Here is an 18,480-nt window from a genome sequence, read left to right on the forward strand (position 1 = left end):
GTATTACAGTCAAAGTTACGCCCCCCGTTTTTTTATCAGGACAGACTACGTTTAATTAATTATAAAAACGCAGCCCACCTCTGAGAACGCTCTTTATCCCGACCTATCTCCATGACCCACAGAAAACGGAGTAAAGAAACCTTGCACTACAAATTCAAGCGACCAAGCTATCCCTACTTAATGAAAACAAATCAATCGATGTTTCTTCAAGCAACACTTCAAAAGCATCCGCACCTTTTTGTTCAATATATTTAAGTTCCGAGTCAAATACTGGAACAATCCACGCAAAAACGCATGTAAGGCCATGCGTATCAAGCCCAGTATAAGAAAATGATTCATCTCCAAAAAAAACCGGAGGCTTGATCCATACAGCAGAGAGCGAGTAATCATCGAAAACAACTCCCCCCCTCTGTATTAACTGATTATTCAACAAGGCGTAAGTGGAGCCAATAGCATCATCTGCAAGTTGCTTTACGATTGCCACTGCATTCTTGGGAATCTCATTCTGATCAATAGACAATAACAATTCGTGGTGTATTACTTGTGCAGACACCGAAGACTTAAGCCCTACATGTGAAAGGCCTAGCGTACAAAATGTGACAACACCTTCCACACTACCATCCCGACACTCAACTACTTGATAAGAATGTGCACCTTCAGAAAAGTCCCACCCTTGGTAAATTTTCCCAAAGTGCTTCTCTATATGTTCAATAATGCTCATTTTCGATTTCCTTCTCTACGGTTGCAGGATGGGCATTTTAGAATAACGCCCGTCTGGTAATTGTCGAGAACCTCTTTTCGACTTACGCCGTCTGGGAAATCTCTTTTGCTCCACGGATCGGGATGGTGATCCATATCCCAATCTCGCGGACCTGTTCCTGGGGCAACTTCTACTTCTGTTTCGCACACAGGACAGATTTTGCCTCCGTTCGGTCCGGGAAGGGCACTATTCCATGCGTCCCTTACAGATGCCTTTCTCCATCCTCCACGACTCGTGACCTGACCTTTTTCATTTGTACCTTTAACCAATCCAAGCGGATCAATCCAACCATTGGCGTTTGGCGCATACTGGTAGATGTTAATGCCGCCCGCGAAGCCAATAGGATCCTGCGAAATAAACCGCCCAACCCTCGGATCATAGTATCTATATCGATTGTAGTGCAGCCCAGTCTCATGATCGTGATACTGCCCCTGGAACCGTATCGGATTCGTCACACCATGCTGTCGCGCCCATTCTGAACGCTGCTCCGTCACCTGCCCCCACGCCTTATACTGCGCGGTCCAAGCCATATTGCCGTGTGAGTCCGTCAGTTCCTGCGGTGTTCCCAGGTGATCGCACTGGTACCAGGCCAACGCATCAAACGGCAATGCCGTGGCTTTGTGATTCCACAACGGATCCTCATCAAGGCTGTATTCACCGCTGTAATCCGGCTGGCCCATGAGGTTGATCGGCGCGTGGCGCACAGCTTGAGCGACGGGTATGAAGGTGCCCGGTTCAAAGATGTAATGCACCGTGCGTCCCGGCTCGCCATCGCCCTGCGCCAGACTGCTTTCCCACGCAAGATTGTCGCCGTCCCATCCGTAAAGCGTAAAACCGCAGCCCAGTTCACGCTGTTTGCGGGCGTGCTCGTTTCTGTTCCAGAGGGAACCGGCTTCCGGGCGCTGTTTGTAGTGCGCTCGGGAGTTTTTGTACAGGCGGCGTCCCAGTGCGTCGTAAGCGAAATCCACGCTCAGGCGCGGATCTTCGAAATGCACCAGTCGATCAAACAGGTCCCAACGCAGATCACTGCGTTGGCCGTTGTGCCAGCGCTGGATCTGATTACCGCGTTCGTCGTAGTCGTAGTGGGTGCCGGCGTATTCGCGCAGCAGGTTGTCGACCAGTTTGCTGCGCGGTGGCGTCAGATCCAGTGGGCGACGGATTTCGGCAGTCTTGTCATCCAGCAGGTTACCGGCCGGGTCGAAGGCGAAAGTTTCAACGCCTTGACGCGTCACGGCGCTGAGCAGTCGGCCGACGGGATCGTAGCGATAGGCGAGCGGGCCGCGACGACTGTCGTTGATGTCAGTCAGTTGGCCGGCAGCGTCGTATTTGTATTCGCGCTTGAGCAGAGTGCTTTTGTCATCGCTGCGCCCCAGCAGTTGCTCCTGCAAGCGACCGGCCGGGTCCCAGCTTTGAGTTTGTAGCAAATGGTTACCTTGATGACGGGCAACTTCGCGGTGCAGGTCGTCGCGTTCATAACTGATCAGCTCATGCTCGTCCAGGCGCATGCCCAGCAGATGGCCGCTGCCGTAAGTGAGCCAACTGACGCGGTGGCCGTCGGGGCGCACGGTGGCGACTCGTTGGTTGAGCACGTCGTACTCGTGCTGCCAGATCGCGACGGTGGGTTTTTCCAGGCCGAGGTAATGTTGGTGCTCGCGCAGCAGATTGCCGGCCGGGTCGTGGAACCATTGCAGACGGCTGCCGGCGTTGTCGGCCAGCACCATATTGCCGTTGCCGTCGTAGGCAAAAGTCTCGCTTTGTGACTGCTCGCCCTGGGTAGCACGACGCTCGATCAGGCGGCCCATCGGGTCAAAGCTCGCCGAGATGATGCGTTTGCCATTGATCAATTGGGCGAGGCGACCAGTTATCGGGTCGTACTGATAGCGAGTGCTGCGCCCGTCAAATCCGCTTTCCTCCAGCAGTCGACCGACCGGGTCATAGTGGAAGTGCGCGCATTGTTCGTTTTCGTTTTCCAGGGTGGTTAGCCGTCCGAGACGGTCCCAGCGATAGCGCAGGGTTTGCTCGGCGGCATCGACACGTTCGGCGATCAAACCGGCCGCGCTGTAGCTCCAGGTGGTGCAGCGATCGAGACCGTCGACATGCGTCAACAACCGGCCTTCGGCGTCACGTTCAAAGCGTTCTTCAGTCTTGTCCGGGTGCTTGATAAGCACCCGTTGGCCGGCCTTGTATTCGTATTCGGTGGCGTTTCCAGCAGCGTCGGTGAAGCAGATCATCTGCCCCAGTTCGTTGTATTCCCAGGCGCTGGTCTTGCCTGAGCAGTCGACGTACTCGACCAGTTGCCCGGCGTCGTTGTAGTCGAGGGCTTTTTCGTTACCGTTGGCATCCTTGATCGCCGTGGGCTGACCGGCCTTGTTGTAGGCGTATTCGGTTTTGTTGCCCAGCGGATCGAGCGCTGCGACCAGATTGCCTTGGTCGTCATAGGCGCGTTGCCACTGACCGCCCTCGGCATCGCTGATTTTGATCAGCATGTCTTGGTCGTCGTAGGCGTAATGCATCACGGTGTGATCGGCGCGAATATGTTCGAGAAGATTGCTGCGCTCGTCAAAGCTGTAGCGATCCGTGCTTCCATCGGTATGCACGTGGCGCACGACGTTCTTCGCCTCGTCGCGGAAGAACCATTCCGAACGCTCGTCCGCGTAGCGGATGCGATAGGTGTAGCCAAGGATGTCGTAGTAGTGCCAGGTCTCGTTGCCGAGGGCGTCGGTGACATAGGTCAGACGAATATTTTCGTCCCACTCCAGACGCGTGTCGAAGCTGCCGTCATCGGCCCATTCGCGCACGGCTTTGGCCTTGGCGCTTGAACCGTCCCATTGCAGGTTCATGCCGCGCCCGGTGCGGTCGGTGTAGCGGGTGATCAGGTGATTCTCGAACTGATACGACCAGACTGCACCGTTCTCGTCTTGTGCCTGAATCAGGTCGCCATAGGCATCGTACTGGTAGGCGCAAAGTTGTCGCTGCGGTTCACCGTCGCGGATTTCCCAGAGACCGGTCAGTCGGCCGTGATCGTCGATCAGCGTGCCGAGGTGCAGGTGGACTTTGGTGAAGTCGTTTTCCTGATAAGTGATCAAGTCCGAAAGCACCGACTGCTCATCGTGACGATGCTCGTAGTGCAGCATGATCCCGGCGCCATTTCGCAGCGAAATATTGGTCAACACATAGCGCTGGCCACGGCGGACGTAGGTTTCCTTGCGCTCGAAACCACGGCACACCAGCAACTGATCTTCGCTGGCACGAACGAGGGTGATACTTTCGATGGCGTCGTAGTGGAACAGACCGACTTTGGGCAACGGATAGCTGTGATCGCGGCCATCGGCGCCGTAGAAGGTCAGGCCATCATCCACGCAATCGAAACGTGTGGTGAACTCGTTGATCCAGCGGGCGCCGAGTTCGTTTTGGTCGTATGCACCCAAACGTGAATTGTAGGTACGCATCCACACAACCGGGAAAGCCCCGGGTAAACTGAAATCGGTATGGCTGAGGCTTTCCGAACCCAGGGCAAAGTTAATGCTGTGACGGGTGCTGGAGCAGGCACAGTTTCTTTTCGGATTAGGGGCGTGAGTCGCCGGAGCCTGTCGGCCCGTCGCTCCCAGCGCCCCTTCCGAGGCAGTGCGCTTGGCCTGACTGGTCTGATCTGGTTTGACACCGGCCCCTTGACCATGGGCATTGCGCTTGCGCCACAGAGCCACGGCACTGGACAGTATCAACAGCAACCAGCCGATGGAGTTCTGAACGGACTCGTCGTCCAGCTTACTCAACTGGGTGCGCAGCTCCGGGCCCATCGCTCGCAGTTTTGCGGTTTCCGTAGCAACCCGCTTCTTCACGTCATCGGGCAGCAGGTGATCGGCTGCACTGTTGGCCAAACCTTTGCCTGCGGCTTTATAAGCGCTGCAAGCGGCGCCGAAGATGTTGCCGAACGATGCAAGGGGATCATTCTTGAATTGATCGACCGCTGCACTCGCTTGTGCGCCGGCCGCATTGAGATCGCCCTTGGCATCAAGCTTGCCATTGGCCACCGTATCGAGACCTTTGGCGATTTCGTTAATGACGTCCTCGCCCAGCTTGCCAGCGTCCGCCAGAATACCCGGCAGCTTGCCTTTGGCCTGTTCAACGAAGTCATCGAGGGTGCCGATGATGGACTCGTTCAAGTGGCCGATCAGGACTTCGATGACCGATGAACTGAGCAGCATCTTGCTGCTGGCCTTCATCTCCTGACGCACCAGGAACAGTGTCGGACGCAGGGTCATACGGGCTGCCGCCATCGCCGGTGGCAGCGGCAAAACACCGATCAGGTTGATGCCCAGACTGGCCCAGGCCAACAGGTCGCGTTTCTGCGCGTTCGACAGCGTGACGATGTCACCCAGCGCATCAACCAACGCCATGATGTTGCCCACCACTGGTAAGGCCCCGGCGACATTCTTGATCCGGTCGAGAGTGACCACACCACCACTGGCGGATTGCAGCCAGGCGTCGAAGGTTGCCGCACCGCTGGCGACATCCTGAATGTCGATGGCATTCAGGGGAACGATGGCAACTTGAGGTTCACGTTTTACAGCAGCTACTTCAGTAGTCATGACAGCATCTCACCCGCCAACAGGCCCGGGGTTTTCAAGGAAGGTTTTGGCAGACTCGGTGCAGGCAGGCTCGGCAACTTGCCGGCCTTACCCGCCGCCCCCAAAATCCCCGACGCACTCGGCATGGCCGCACTCGCCAATTTCGGCAACCCGGCCACGCCGCCCTGCACCACACCCTTCACTTGCTGCGCCGTTTGCATCGCACCTTGCGCCGTCTGCATCGCACTCATCCCTGTTTGCGCCATGTCCTTGCCCTTCTCCAACAGGTCCCAACTCTTGCTCGGCAACACTTGAGCGACCATTGCTTGCACCTGACTCGGCACGTCTTCGGCCCCCGGCGGATTCAACGGCCACTCCGGCTTGCCGATGTAACTGCCATCGCTCCAGGTGTCCGCCGGATCCTTGCCGAACAGCACCCGCGCAGGCCCCGGTGCAGCACCGGCGACACTGGCGAAACCCTTGCCGTCGAGCTTGCCTTTGATGCTTTTGCCCAGCGCATCGATGACTTCGTAATCGCCTTCCTTGATGCCTTGGCGCCCGGCGTACTGGTTGAACAACTCCAGATTGCCCTTGCCCGGTTTCGGCGGTTCCGGAAATACCCCGGCGAGACTTTTCGCCCCGGTGTAGGCGAAGTTCGCCGCGTGCGCGGTGTACGGGCCGCTGGTGGCGTGGGTGATGCCGCCGGCGTTGTAAGTGGTGGCGCTGCCGCCGCCCTGGATCACCAGTTCGGTTTTCGCGGTGATGGTGATGCGGTCGGCGTTGGCGGTGATGTTGAGTTTGGCCAGCAGGTTGATGCTGTCCTTCAGTGCGCGTACATCGATGTCGCCGGACGCTGCGACCAGCCGCCAGCCCATGCTTTGCACGAACAGGCGCATGCCACGACTGGCGCTGGCCAGCAGGCGTTTGCCGATCGACAGACTGGTGTGGCCGGTGCTGCTCAATGCCAGGTGTTCGCCGGTGGCGATGTGGCTGGAGCGCGGTGTGGTCAGGGCGATGCCCGCGGGGCTGGCGAGGACCAGATGCGGCTCGGTGAACTCGGGGAATTCGTTGGCGGTGAGGTTGGCTGGACCGCTGCCGAGTACGCCTTGGTGCTGGGCGTGCAGCGCTTTGGCGACGTCGTCCTGATCGCCGGCTTCCTGGGCTTGCAGCTCTTTGGCTTGCACCGCAAAACCGTCTTGCTGATCGCTGGCCGTGGCGAGGCGTTCAGCGGTTTCCGGCAGATCCTTGTGGTGCTTGGATTCGTTCGGCCGTGGCTCCGTGGTGATCAAAAGACCCGCACCCGCACGCACCGCACCGTGGCGGTCGGTTCTTAACTCAAAACCTTCGCCGCGCGGCTGCCCACCGCTCGGGCGCGGATGGGTCAGGTAGCCGAGGTTGATCGCACTGGCGCCGTGGTCGCTGCGCAGCGCGATGCTGATCTCGCTGGTGGTGTCGTCGATGCGTAATTCGTTGGCGCGGCTGCCCTTGTATTCCTTGCTCTTGACCGTGGCCAGGGTCTTGAAATCCGGCAGTTTGTACGGCGGCAGATTGGCGCCGTGGTACAGGCAACCGGTGATCAGCGGCTGATCGGGATCGCCTTCCAAGAAGGTGATCAACACCTCCATGCCGACCCGCGGAATATTGATCGAGCCAAAGGTTTCCGCGGCCCAGCTCGACGCGACGCGCATCCAGCAACTGGTCATGTCGTCGTGCTTGCCTTCGCGGTCCCAGAAGAACTGCACCTTCACCCGGCCGTACTGGTCGCAGTAGATCTCTTCGCCTTCAGGGCCGCAGACCACCGCGCTTTGTGTGCCGAGGACTTTCGGTTTCGGGTGATCGAGCGGCGGACGGTACGGCACGTCCCACGGGATCGCGCTGAAGCGGTTGCGATAGCCCTGGTGGAAATCGTCCTTGAGGTCGGTGGTGTCGCTGGTCACCGACTCTTCCAGTACTTGCGGTTGCTTGCCTTCGTGGAAGATTTCGGTGAGCAGCCACAAGTCATTCCACGTCGGGTTGGCGTGGTCGGTCAGGGCGAGGAAATGTCCGCTGACGAGGATCGGCTGATCGCTGTTGCCTTCGGCGAGTCGATAATCGCTGCGATGACGTTCCAGTGCCCGATTGGCCAGGTGCTTGCCACGGTCGCGATCCACGAAACGGCCCGGGTAGTCGTAGTCCTCAAGATCCGGTTGGGCGCTGCTTTTGGCATCGCTTTCCAGCTCGATCTTCGGTTTGACGAAGTCGTAATCGCGCCGTGTGGTACGGCTGGTGCGCGTGGCCAGACGCAGGCCGAAACGCTTGACCACCGGTTTGTCCGCGACCAGCCCGGAGTCTTGCTGATAGGCCACGGGCGCCAGTTTGGGGAACACCGTCTGGTCATCACCGAAGGTGAGTTTGTGGCCGCTGGCGGTGTGCTGAAAGTGGTAGTGAATCCCCTCCTCCTCGCACAGGCGCTGGATGAAGTCGAGATCCGACTCGTCGTACTGCACACAGTAGATGCGCTCGGGGTAAATCGCGCTGAGCTGGAAGTGATAATCGCTGGCGAGGATGCCGTGTTCTTCCAACACCTTGCTGATGATCTGCTGCACGGTCATCTGCTGGAAGATCCGCTGATTGACCCGGTGCGCGAGGTACGCCAGCTGCGGGCGCAGGGAAATCTTGTAGCGGGTCAGGCGCTTGCCCGCCTCGCCCTGGGCGATGCTGTAGACCAGCCCGTGAATGCCAGTGCCGGTTGGCGACAGCTGAAGAAACGCCAGTTTGTGCAGCACGCTTTCGAGGTTGATCGAGGCCTTTTCACTGACCAGTTCCAGCTCGAATTCGAACGGCGTGTTGAGGGCCTCACGACCGGTGAACGACAGCACCTGGAAATCGCTGTCGATGCCATCGACGGTCAGATTGAAATGAGGCTGGTTGGCCGGTGAGAACATCCCTTGTTCCTCGCGCAGTGCTGCGACGCGCAACAGCCCTCAAGGGGCTATTGGCAAAAAATTCTTTAGAAGTGAGTGCGCCCCAACCGGTCATGCCGGTTGGGGCGGTACAACCATCAGCCGTAATTAAACGACTGGAGCACGCCAATCATCGGAACCCGAAGTACCGGAGACTTCGTGGGTCCAGGTGATTTTGCGGTAGGTGAACTGCACTTCTTCCAGGTGGGTGAAGTGCGAATTGCCCGGATCCTGGCAGTTGTGCATCTTGTTGTTGATGGCGACGATGATCGCGTCTTCCAGTTTGGTGGTGTAGTAGTGCTCTTGGGTGCCTTGAGCAGAAGTGCGGTACCACTGGATAACGATTTCGCTCATGCGCTCGCCGGAAGTCAGCGCCGCTTGCAGCAGAGGCGAAGCCTTGTCGTAGACCTTGGTGATCACAACTGGCTTGTGCACGCGCTGGCCGGTTGGCTGACCGGATTGCGGGTCACGCGGGATGATCACGTCGTGGGTGAAAGCCTGAACCATAACCTGGTCTTCGTGGCCTTCCTGGTAGGTGTTGCCTACGGAGTCAGCGGTGAAAGCGCCTGCAGTGATCAGGCCTTGTTTTTCGCCAGTGACGGACATGTACGCTGGTGTTGCCATGGGGATGCTCTCCTTGCTCAAAAAGACGTACCCGGCGGGCACCATTGCTCACCGGAGTGGCCTTGAGCCATCAAACTTCATGCCAGCTTTCATGCAACCCATACAGATCAAGGCTTTGCGGCCATCGATTCACTTTTCTTGACGCTAAGCCGATGAAAAACCAAGAGAAGTGCGCAACTTCTTGCGCAGTGGTGTGCAAGAAGTTGCGCACTTGGCTGGAGGCCAATAACGACGTGGGCTACAGAGCATTCACCCGAGAAAAAAAGAAAGTCACTGCGCAACTTCTTGCGCACTTCAAAAAATGAGCGGCGTTGAAAAACCTTCAGTGCCCAACCACGGCCGCCGCTCCCGCCCCACGCGGCCCCGCTCTGAACCCATGCGCCCGAGCACTCCAGGCAATCACAAACCCCACCGCCACCAACACCACCATCGCCCATGGGAAAGCGGCAACTCCCCATCGATCCAACAGCACCCCGCCGACCACCCCGCTGCCTGCAATCGCGCTATTCCACGCCACCACATTCAACGACAACGCCACGTCTGCGCCATCCCCCGCCGCATCCGCCAGAGCCGTCTGCAACAGCGTCGCCGCACCGCCAAAACTCAATCCCCACACCAACACGCCCAGATAAATCACCTCCGGCACCCGTCCGTAAAAGCCGAACCCTACGCACACCAGTGCAAACGTGGCCAGACTCACCAGAACGGTCTTGCGCAACAGCGGCTCAACCAACTTGGCCGTCAGCCAAATCCCCGCCAACGCCGCGAGACCAAACACCAACAACACCAGGTCCACTCGATCCGCCAGCCCCGCCGGCGCCACAAACGGCGCGATGTAGGTGTAGAGAATGTTGTGCGCCAGCATCCAGCTGATCACCACCGCCAGCACCGGCCGCACACCCGGCGTGGTCAACACGCGGCGCAACGACAGACGCTGATGCGCAGGCTGCGGCGGATAGTCCGGCACCTTCACCAATACCCAGACAATCAGCATCAGGGTCAGGGCCGACATCAACCCGAACGTCGTGCGCCACCCGACGAGGCCACCCAGCCAAGTGCCGAGCGGCACGCCCAGTGACAAGGCGATCGGCGTGCCGACCATGGCTAGTGCCAACGCCTTGCCCTGCTGATCCGGCTCGACCATGCGTCGCGCATAACCGGCCAACAAACTCCACGCCAGACCTGCCGCAACCCCGGCAAAGAACCGCGCCACCAGCGTCACTCCATAGTGCGACGACAACGCCGTGATCGAGTTGAACAGCAGAAAACCAACGATGGTCAGCAACAACACATTGCGTCGACGCCAGCCTCGCGTGGCGATGGTCATCGGGATCACCGCCAGCACCGAGCCCAGCGCATACGCGGTGACCATCTGCCCGGCCATCGAAGGCGAAATCGCCAGACCATCGCTGATCAGCGGCAACAGCCCGGCGGGCAGGGTTTCGGTGACGATGCAGATGAATCCGGTCATGGCCAGCGCCAGCAGCGCGCCGATGGGCAGGCGTTTGGGCGCCGCCGTTAGAGTCAATGAAGGTGTCACGGGAAACTCCTTGAGTTTGGAAATTCAGACTTGCGTACCGATCGATATAAAATACTGGCTGCAGCCGAGGCCCGTTGTCAACGACTTATGTATCGACTAGTATCCAAATCACTTTCCGAGGAGTTTCAGCTATGGCCAGAACCGGCCGCCCCCGCGCATTTGATCGCGACGACGCCGTCGACCAGGCCATGCAATTGTTCTGGCAACACGGCTACGACTCGACATCCCTTTCACTGTTGAAGGCTGAACTAGGCGGCGGCATTTCCGCGCCAAGCTTTTACGCTGCTTTCGGCTCCAAGGAAGCCCTGTTCGACGAATGCGTGCAGCGCTACCTGACGACCTTCGCCCAAGTCACCGAATGCCTGTGGGACGAAACCCTGCCGCCACGCCAAGCCATCGAAACCGCCCTGCGCCAGTCAGCACGCATGCAGTGCGACGACGGCCACCCGAAAGGCTGCATGGTCACCCTCGGCGTCATGAGCGCGCCGAGTCCGGAAAATGCGCGCGTCGTCGAAGCGCTCACCCACTCCCGCGCCCGCACCCGCGCTGGGATTGTTGCGTGTGTCGAACGTGGTGTGAGTGGTGGAGAGTTAGCGTTTGAGACCAACGCCGTCGCCTTGGCGACGGTGTTTGACAGTTTCCTCCAAGGGATATCGATCCTCGCCCGAGACGCCATGACAATTGAGAGTATTGACGCGGCGATCACGCAGGTATTGCGAGCGTGGGACATGGCCGTTTCCACCGACCCGGCCCCAAGGATAACCAAGCTGTCATCGAATACCTGATCGATTAATACCTCGAATTTTCTCCCCAGCCGCAAGAGCAGATCGCGGCGTTCATCGCGGGTACCGAAGCGACAGAAGTACTGACGTTTACCAGAAAAATGACTGAGTCACGATAATCTTCCCGATCAGTTGCGATCGCTGTCCAGCGCCTCCGAGTGTGCCGCGTAGTCTTTGGCCAAACGATGGATGAGTCCATGTGCTTTGGCATAACCATACTTCAACAGGAAGGGATCAAAGACTAGCGGGTGTCTGGATAGTTTCGCAGCGTAATACTGGACAGGAATCCTGATGTCATCGTAGTGGATGTTCTCGATTGAAATCAGGTGGTCGATCATCAGCAAGTGGTCGAACAAGTTCTCGAAGCAATCTCGAATGAACTGTTGCTTAACATTAAACTGCGTCGAACTGGAGGGGATCACCAATGCCGGTTGCAGGTCGACCCAGTGCACGGTCTGGCTGTTCGGCCCTGCCTGGAACGTGCGGCCGTCCCAATCGAGCATTTGCATCGCTGAACGTCCCAGCGGGTCGGTGAACAGATCCTTAAGCACTTCCTTGGCCACCGCAGCCTGCCTCAGGCGATTCGATTTGCGTGCTACTGCCAAGCCTCGAAACACGCCGAATACAGTGATCAATACGCCGAGGATCGCAGCAACCGAGCTGATTTGGTCTTTCAGGTCCAGCGCCTGAAAACTGCTGATGGGCGTTCGTTCGGCCGCCGCGGCGAACTCTGCGACAACCATCGCCAAGAAGCTGATCAGCACTGAGCCAACGTGTCTTTTTGTCATGTTCCTCACCTTCGGCGTTCACTCGCCATGCGGTCAGATACCAAAAGCCAATCCGATTCCGAGGTTGCCGTGGCACTCACGAAATCGGTGTTGGCGCGAGGGTTATTTCAGCTGGATCGTTTTGATCACGGCTTCCCCTTCCGTGCCGCCTGGCCAACAAAGATCAACGGTAACCGATGCGCTGTTGTTGACATGAAAAATAGCGAAATTCTTGTCTTCCGAATGGCTGAACAAGTGTTCGAACTGGACTTTCTCATGGCCACTCAGCGTGCCGGATTTTGCAATTCCAGCATATACAGCCATGCCAGCGGGCATCCGTGAGATGGCGCTCGAAGTGATCTGGAAGACATTTGCCTTACGATAGTTCTGATGCTGAAGCTTGAAGGCGGCGGCGCAATGAACGTCGCCGCTCAAGAAGACCAGGGTTCTGCCTTCGGCATCCAGTGCGGCGAATATTTTCTCCAGCAGAAAGTTTCTTTCCTCATGGTTGCTCTTGTGGTCCCACTCATCCATCAGGTCATCCCTGAGACTGTCTATCAAAGAACCCGCCGTCATCACGAAAGATTTCCAGTGAACGAAAGGCACGGAGCTGACCACAAATACGATCCTGGATTTCTTCACAGCGTCGGAATCCAGCCACTCTACAAATCTTTCGATTTGCGCATCCCCAAGCAGCTTGTTTCGGGGTTGATCTACATCGTGATGGCCGCGGAGATCGAGCACATAGAACGGAGTCGTCCCCTTTACGAAGCCATAGTCCCAAATGCACTGACCAGGGGTTTTCAGCATTGTCTTGTCAATATTTGTGGGTGGATTATGACTATGTGCATATTCGAAGTAGGCAGTTCTTGCGGCATTCCACATGGAATCAATGATTTGCTGGTCAGTGACAGGATCATCTGCCCTGAAATACCGGGAGAGAATGTCCAGGCGTTCGCCAACAGTTCTGGAGCCCCAACCGTCCATGATTTCATGGTCGTCCCAAATCATATATTGAGGAATATTTGCGTACATCTCCTGCATATGAGGAAATTTCCAGTACACGCGGTAGTACCAGCGGTAGAGGTTCAACAGGTACGCGTCGAGCTCCGCGCCTTGTAGCTTTCCTTTTTTTCATAGGCCTGAATCAATTCATCTTTGTTGTTCTGGAGCCACTCCCAGATATCAGGAAAATACTTGTTTTCCTGGCAATCCACGTAGACCTGGTCTCCTCCACCAATGACAAACCTGACATTAGCGTCAGTCGCTCTATTGAGAAACAATGGCCACGCACCCAGACTGTTGTTTGCATTGAAAGGGTCGTGACAGCTATAGAATCCGAAACTGAAATTGGGCATGACTTGCGCCATGGTGGTAAAGGAAAAAGTCTTTTGATAGCCAATTTCGGTCCGGCGCCACAGGCTTCGGCTTACCAACTTCTGGCTCATCAAGTAATAGTAGTAAGTAGTGTTCGGCTTAAGGCTTGTAATATCGAAGGTGCTGGTCAAGTCTGAGCCATCACTGAATTTGTGTACTATCGTATTTTGCGGGTCGGCGCCCTGATCCGCCAAAAACTGTTCAATGGTTTTGCCATCAAGAGAAAACAAATCCCCTTCCAGCTTTCTTTCGGACCAGACGAGCGTCCACTCCCCTGCTTTATAAACGCGAATCCAGATTCGTGCGCTATCGGTATCAACATGCCCAACGATACTTGCAGTATTGAGTTTGTTGACGTCATATTCATTATTGCGCGGGTCGACTAAAGCCATGGTGCTCTCCATTTCCCTGATGGGTTATTGAGGGCTCTCGAGTTCGTCTCGAGCAAAGGTCGACTGCAAGTTTCCGACAAGCCCCAAGTGGTGGTGGCAGTTTGACTATAGAAGGGATTGGCGCGTTGAGCGGGTTGTTTTTCACGGCACCCGCTATCTTCCTTGCGCCTCAGTCGGCCTTGTCCAGATCATGAGTCCGACGGCTCACGACTTGCTGCAACCCCTCCAGAAGCTTGTCCGGGACTGCCTCGGATTTTTCGGCGTCAAGGAGGAGTATTTGCACTTGGTGGCGTGACCGGCGGTTGATCCGGAAGTTGGATTCAAAATCCAGGGCCGCCAGCAACGTTGTCAGAACGGCAGCGGTACCGGCGAGCATGGAAGACCAATCCGCTGAAAGGGCTTTGTCATCCAGAAATGACAGTTTTGAAATGATCGCAGCCGCCGATGCCAATAACGCCGAAACAACCAATAGAAAGCGGTACGCAAACTTCCAGCGCATGGCTGATCGACGGTATTTGCCTTCTTGTGCAACAAGGATTGCTTTGGTGCGTACGAGATGTTCTTCGGTCATATTCAAAACCTCTCCATGGCATTCCACAGTGATTGTAGATTGCCATTTCAAGTGCTGGAGTGACTGCCTGCATGTTGCGCTGCCGGTACGCAAATGCTGTAAGACCGTGAGCCGATCTACATGCCCATCAGCGCCGTCAACAGGCGTCGAAGCCATTGGCGGGGTTGGTAGGTGTGCGTTGATTTTGTTGAAGAGTTGAAGCGTTTTTACGGGTGTCAGACCTTGGACGGCTGGCATTCCAAACGACCTGTTTAAAAGCATTCCGAAATACTTCCAACAGGCTACAACGCCTTGCGCCGTTGCCTACGACTACGCCAGAATCCGCCGGCTTGTGCGCCGGGTGGGCGGGTTCTATCGTGGGTCGGTCACTGAATAGCAGTGATCGGGTTTGGTAGCCCGACTTTCCCAGGCGCATTGCGCACCTTTCGCAGAGATCGTTTTTTTGATCTCCGCTTTATGGTGGCCATGCGTAGGGCGTCCTCGGACGCGCCGGGCTCCTGGGCCGGTCTACCAACCTGTGCATGGCCGCCACCCCTCGTTTGGTAGCGAAGTGTGATGGCTCCTTAATCGTTTCCCAGGAGTTTCATCTATGTTCAAAATTACGCCAAATCCGCCAGAAATTGATCCGATCGCGGGCGACGAATCCCCAGACGCAAAGAAATTCAACGAAGCCGTCGACCGCGCCCTCTCCCATTACCTCGGCCCCGCCCCGGAAATCATGCTCACCCCGTACCAAACCAACACGATGTTTATCGCCAATCCAAAAACCAAGACTGAAGAACTACTGGTGAATGCCAGTGAATCACTCGGCTCGGCTTCGGTGATGCTTGGGGATGTTATCGGGCTGGTCCATGGACCGGCACGCAAGACACTGCAAGGCATTGCGCAAGTGGTGATGCTTGGGGAGTTGGCGGTGAATCGGGCGTTGGATAACGTGGTGCCATTGGAGTAAGCGGTGGTCCAACTGTCGATTATCGGCAAGAAGAGGATTTAAGTCGCCCCATTTTTCCCACGGAATTCGGAGGTATCGTCGATTCCTCCGAGTTCCACCGCCACTCAAATAATCCTCCTAGGAAGAGTTTCTTATCGGCCTGGAGTTATGACGTCACTTTGACAATGAAGCCCAGCCCTGCCAGCCCTCAAAAACTACGGTGTAATTCGTGACAATTTCAAAAAATCGCCGGGTAGCACTTTGGCGGCAGAACATGCAGTCCAAGTCATCGTAAAACCCCATGCATAACTATCAATAATTTTCTCAGCGGGAATATTGCGAGCCTCTAATTTATTCACAACTCGAACTGTCTTATCTTGCAATTCGTAAGCCGTCAACCCTATAGCTGCCAAAATGCAAAACATCAGTGAAAGCGGAAGCTTGTCTCGAAAAAATCTAAATCCCAACTGCTCATCCATCCAGCCAATCTGATGTTGCCAAAAGAATTTGTAGTGGGCATACCAGTCACTAAAAAGAATTTGCTTACTCAGGCAAGTATTGTAATAGACCTTTCTAATATCTTGCAGGCGACCAACCTGCGCAGGAGTGGGTGCCACAGCAACCCCTTGCACTTCACGATAAAGATCCCGGAGCTCGTCAAGCAACTCTGTTAGCTTCTGCGCAGCAGCTTCATAGTCCTTTTTCTTATGATCATAGTAAGAAATATAAAGAGCACATATACCGAATACCAGCATGATCGCCGATGGAATCTTTGCACTAAGCTCATCTATTACAAGAGCAAAAATACCCACAGCCATTGAAAGAAACCCTATAAAACCAGGAATTTTTTCCACGACATCAAGTGTTGCCCAGTGCTTCTTGCAGCCAATTCCGACATTATAACCTAGCTCGGCGATTGACTTTAGCAATGCGTCTCTGTTCATTCCTGATTACTCAATAGGGACGTGAATGCGATCTTTCGCCACAACAACTCCATTTTTGACCGCATAGCACTCCACAACATGGTCGCCCGCAAAATCTGTGTGCTCTGACACTGCTTGGTGCCCACTGTCTTCCACTATCTGACCACGGACACAATCGCGACGCTCAGCCTCGTCCCCTCTGTTGAGGACCTTCCAATATAAATCATATGTACCAGGCACCTTGATGTCAGCGACTTCAAACTTTAGCGATTTTTGTGCGCCGAGTTTAAAATTCTTTCCCAACATGCCCCTAAGCCTGCGTGGTTGAAATCCGTTCTGAGTAACCTCGCAGTCAATCTTAAGTTTATAGCGAATATCGACAGGAAACCGATCCTCAATAAACTCCTCTGTTTCTCGGAACACTCGACTCGATGCCTTGGCCATTTGCTTTTCAGGTGCAGGGAAACGAGCACCGAATACCTTTTGCCATTTTGAATTTTCTGTGTCACTACCCGAAACCGAGATCGCGCTCACACAAAGTTCATAAGCTTTGCCCGCATCTTTTTGGAAGGCGTCTTTGACTTTCACATGCTGACCGCTACCCAACGCTGCGTATCGCTCTTTCTCCGGCTCATCCGCCAAATACTTGAAAAAGTCCCGACTCATCCAATCATAATACAAATAACTTCTCGCATCGTACGCATTTGTCGACTTCAAAAAATTATAGGCTAGCGTATCGATTAGCAGTCCGCCCATTGCAACTCCGTGCTTATTCTTCCATGCTCGAGCCATTTTGCAAAGGCGACGTAAGTTTCGATTCTTCTCGATATTGGTATCCTTCATTGCCTCTATCTCATCCCGAGGCTTTGTTACCTTCCAACTTCCGCCACTACGGGTATCGGGGAATTTAAAGCTTCCGTCGTCTTGCTCGAACGCGGGTTGGACTTCGACATGGAAATTCGTATACAAGACCCGTACGACAGGACTATCGACATAAATGTCAGTTCTCGGGTACCGAGCTTTTAGCGCATCCTTAGTGTCCGACAACAACTTCGCCTGACCACCAACAACGTTATAGCTGTCCCACTTACTATCAGGCATTATGTAAATCATATCTAGATCTGAAACGCCACGAATGGCTGTCCAGCGGCCATACGATCCAACCTGTAGATTATTTGCAGTAGCCGAGGAAGTATCACGAAAATTCTTATTCAGGCATACCGTAATATCGGCATACCGAGAACTGATCTGCTCATCGTTGTCAATTTTTATGTTCGAAAGAAAAGTCTGAAATTTTTCCGCAATACTCAATTTCTCGTTCCTTGTGCGTTGACTTGGACGCACCATGGCATCCACTGCGGTTTGTGTGAGTGTGGCAATGTAACTGTGTGCGTGAGGCTGAGCGCATTTTTTGGCGGACTATTGACGCCAAATTAGTGATGCCATTCACACTTTTCGATAAATCATAGCGAGTGTAAATCGTTCGAAACATCCCCTCAACACCCGAACCATTCAGTATCCACACAGTCCTTTGAATATCTGAGTGATGTTCATCCGTTTTATCTGACAGCTTGCGCAGGTGCTCGGAAATCCAATGGCTGTGAACGAGGTTAGTAAGAATGCAACTCACCTACCCCCAAGCAATCACCCACTTCAAGGGTCGCCTCAGAAGATCTCGCTACGTTTTTTGCGTGGATTTGGAAGCGACTTGCGATGATTTCATTCCCGGAGCCGAAGCATCGCGCAGGAAGCTTTCCATTCAAAAGGAAGAAATGGAGATCATCGAAGTCGGTGTAATCGCCTTGGACCGCTTAAGCAACCTGTCGACGGCGGCGGAATTTTCCCGTCTAGTTCGTCCGACTACTCATCCTACATTGACGCGCTTCTGCACGTCGCTGACAGGTATCAAACAACTCGATGTGGATGGAGCAATGACATTTTCTAAAGTTAATCAAGAGCTGAATGATTTTATAGAACCTTATCTCATAGAAGGCGCAGTTTGGTGTTCTTGGGGGCGCTACGATGCCGATCAATTGAAGCAGGACTCAACAAGGCTGGACATCACATCATTACTGACAGGGCTCGAACATCTGAGTATTGATGAGTTCTACAGCTGCGCCTTTGGAACTCCAGCACCTAGTTTGAAGGAGGCCACAGAATCGATGGGGATGGCTTGGCGTGGCTCTTATCACAGAGCCACCGATGACGCCCGAAACTTGGCGCGGCTACTCGCAACTCTACTCGACGCTAGATAGTTCATTGGAACAGCGTCATTCGCGCACCTACTTGAACGGTATGTTTTA

General features: G+C 55.1%; 14 protein-coding genes. 3 read left to right on the forward strand and 11 right to left on the reverse strand.

What is annotated here, in order from left to right; all coding sequences use genetic code 11:
* Positions 1–154: 154 nt before the first annotated feature.
* From VY732_RS16735 to VY732_RS16755, 5 genes are all read right to left on the reverse strand, one after another.
* Complete coding sequence (locus VY732_RS16735) at positions 155–721, reverse strand: suppressor of fused domain protein (protein ID WP_331691212.1); 567 nt, start codon at positions 719–721, stop codon at positions 155–157.
* A complete protein-coding gene (locus tag VY732_RS16740; RefSeq protein WP_331691213.1) occupies positions 718–5,349 on the reverse strand; it encodes an RHS repeat-associated core domain-containing protein in 4,632 nt (1,543 codons plus the stop codon). Before VY732_RS16740 ends, VY732_RS16735 begins: the two co-directional genes overlap by 4 nt.
* On the reverse strand, positions 5,346–8,252 hold the full coding sequence (locus VY732_RS16745; protein ID WP_331691214.1) for a type VI secretion system Vgr family protein: 2,907 nt from the start codon (positions 8,250–8,252) through the stop codon (positions 5,346–5,348). The genes VY732_RS16740 and VY732_RS16745 overlap by 4 nt, the downstream gene beginning before the upstream one ends.
* Positions 8,253–8,378: 126 nt before the next feature.
* Positions 8,379–8,894 carry an Hcp family type VI secretion system effector gene (locus tag VY732_RS16750; RefSeq protein WP_007918282.1) on the reverse strand — a complete coding sequence of 172 codons (516 nt, stop codon included), beginning with the start codon at positions 8,892–8,894 and terminating at the stop codon, positions 8,379–8,381.
* A gap of 322 nt (positions 8,895–9,216) precedes the next feature.
* Positions 9,217–10,434 (reverse strand): MFS transporter, encoded by a 1,218-nt coding sequence (locus tag VY732_RS16755; RefSeq protein ID WP_212621807.1) that lies wholly within the window; start codon positions 10,432–10,434, stop codon positions 9,217–9,219.
* A 131-nt stretch (positions 10,435–10,565) separates the two neighbouring features.
* On the opposite strand from VY732_RS16755, the gene VY732_RS16760 reads away from it, so the two are divergent.
* Positions 10,566–11,219: a TetR/AcrR family transcriptional regulator gene (locus VY732_RS16760; RefSeq protein ID WP_331691215.1), complete on the forward strand. Its 654-nt coding sequence runs from the start codon at positions 10,566–10,568 to the stop codon at positions 11,217–11,219.
* Positions 11,220–11,344: 125 nt separating this feature from the next.
* On the opposite strand, the gene VY732_RS16765 is transcribed toward VY732_RS16760, so the two are convergent.
* The 4 genes from VY732_RS16765 to VY732_RS16780 form a co-directional block, all read right to left on the reverse strand.
* Positions 11,345–12,004 (reverse strand): hypothetical protein, encoded by a 660-nt coding sequence (locus VY732_RS16765; protein ID WP_331691216.1) that lies wholly within the window; start codon positions 12,002–12,004, stop codon positions 11,345–11,347.
* 102 nt (positions 12,005–12,106) lie between these two features.
* Positions 12,107–13,075, reverse strand: coding sequence for an alkaline phosphatase D family protein (locus tag VY732_RS16770; protein ID WP_331691217.1), 969 nt, complete (start codon positions 13,073–13,075; stop codon positions 12,107–12,109).
* Positions 13,072–13,752, reverse strand: a complete 681-nt coding sequence (locus tag VY732_RS16775) for a hypothetical protein (protein WP_331691218.1) — start codon at positions 13,750–13,752, stop codon at positions 13,072–13,074. The genes VY732_RS16770 and VY732_RS16775 overlap by 4 nt, the downstream gene beginning before the upstream one ends.
* A gap of 169 nt (positions 13,753–13,921) precedes the next feature.
* Positions 13,922–14,323 carry a hypothetical protein gene (locus VY732_RS16780; RefSeq protein ID WP_331691219.1) on the reverse strand — a complete coding sequence of 134 codons (402 nt, stop codon included), beginning with the start codon at positions 14,321–14,323 and terminating at the stop codon, positions 13,922–13,924.
* A gap of 589 nt (positions 14,324–14,912) precedes the next feature.
* On the opposite strand from VY732_RS16780, the gene VY732_RS16785 reads away from it, so the two are divergent.
* Positions 14,913–15,275, forward strand: a complete 363-nt coding sequence (locus tag VY732_RS16785; protein ID WP_331691220.1) for a DUF6124 family protein — start codon at positions 14,913–14,915, stop codon at positions 15,273–15,275.
* Between the two features lie 194 nt (positions 15,276–15,469).
* On the opposite strand, the gene VY732_RS16790 is transcribed toward VY732_RS16785, so the two are convergent.
* Together VY732_RS16790 and VY732_RS16795 are read right to left on the reverse strand one after the other, a co-directional pair.
* Entirely contained in the window at positions 15,470–16,198 is a 729-nt protein-coding gene (locus tag VY732_RS16790) for an SLATT domain-containing protein (protein ID WP_331691221.1), read from the reverse strand.
* A gap of 6 nt (positions 16,199–16,204) precedes the next feature.
* A complete protein-coding gene (locus tag VY732_RS16795) occupies positions 16,205–17,488 on the reverse strand; it encodes a nucleotide-binding domain-containing protein (protein ID WP_331691222.1) in 1,284 nt (427 codons plus the stop codon).
* A 308-nt stretch (positions 17,489–17,796) separates the two neighbouring features.
* Here VY732_RS16795 and VY732_RS16800 point away from each other — a divergent pair, with 308 nt between their 5' ends.
* Entirely contained in the window at positions 17,797–18,432 is a 636-nt protein-coding gene (locus VY732_RS16800) for a 3'-5' exonuclease (protein WP_331691223.1), read from the forward strand.
* The last annotated feature ends 48 nt before the right edge of the window (positions 18,433–18,480 follow it).

It is taken from the genome of Pseudomonas sp. ZY71 (assembly GCF_036542145.1).
Taxonomy (GTDB): domain Bacteria; phylum Pseudomonadota; class Gammaproteobacteria; order Pseudomonadales; family Pseudomonadaceae; genus Aquipseudomonas; species Aquipseudomonas koreensis_A.

Bases quoted from the DNA above. Each gene is read 5' to 3' on its own strand.
- VY732_RS16745 (WP_331691214.1), bottom strand. From the start codon at position 8,252: ATGTTCTCACCGGCCAACCAGCCTCATTTCAATCTGACCGTCGATGGC.
- VY732_RS16740 (WP_331691213.1), bottom strand. From the start codon at position 5,349: ATGACTACTGAAGTAGCTGCTGTAAAACGTGAACCTCAAGTTGCCATC.
- VY732_RS16765 (WP_331691216.1), bottom strand. From the start codon at position 12,004: ATGACAAAAAGACACGTTGGCTCAGTGCTGATCAGCTTCTTGGCGATG.
- VY732_RS16735 (WP_331691212.1), bottom strand. From the start codon at position 721: ATGAGCATTATTGAACATATAGAGAAGCACTTTGGGAAAATTTACCAA.
- VY732_RS16790 (WP_331691221.1), bottom strand. From the start codon at position 16,198: ATGAACAGAGACGCATTGCTAAAGTCAATCGCCGAGCTAGGTTATAAT.
- VY732_RS16750 (WP_007918282.1), bottom strand. From the start codon at position 8,894: ATGGCAACACCAGCGTACATGTCCGTCACTGGCGAAAAACAAGGCCTG.
- VY732_RS16780 (WP_331691219.1), bottom strand. From the start codon at position 14,323: ATGACCGAAGAACATCTCGTACGCACCAAAGCAATCCTTGTTGCACAA.
- VY732_RS16775 (WP_331691218.1), bottom strand. From the start codon at position 13,752: ATGGCTTTAGTCGACCCGCGCAATAATGAATATGACGTCAACAAACTC.
- VY732_RS16800 (WP_331691223.1), top strand. From the start codon at position 17,797: ATGCAACTCACCTACCCCCAAGCAATCACCCACTTCAAGGGTCGCCTC.
- VY732_RS16760 (WP_331691215.1), top strand. From the start codon at position 10,566: ATGGCCAGAACCGGCCGCCCCCGCGCATTTGATCGCGACGACGCCGTC.
- VY732_RS16785 (WP_331691220.1), top strand. From the start codon at position 14,913: ATGTTCAAAATTACGCCAAATCCGCCAGAAATTGATCCGATCGCGGGC.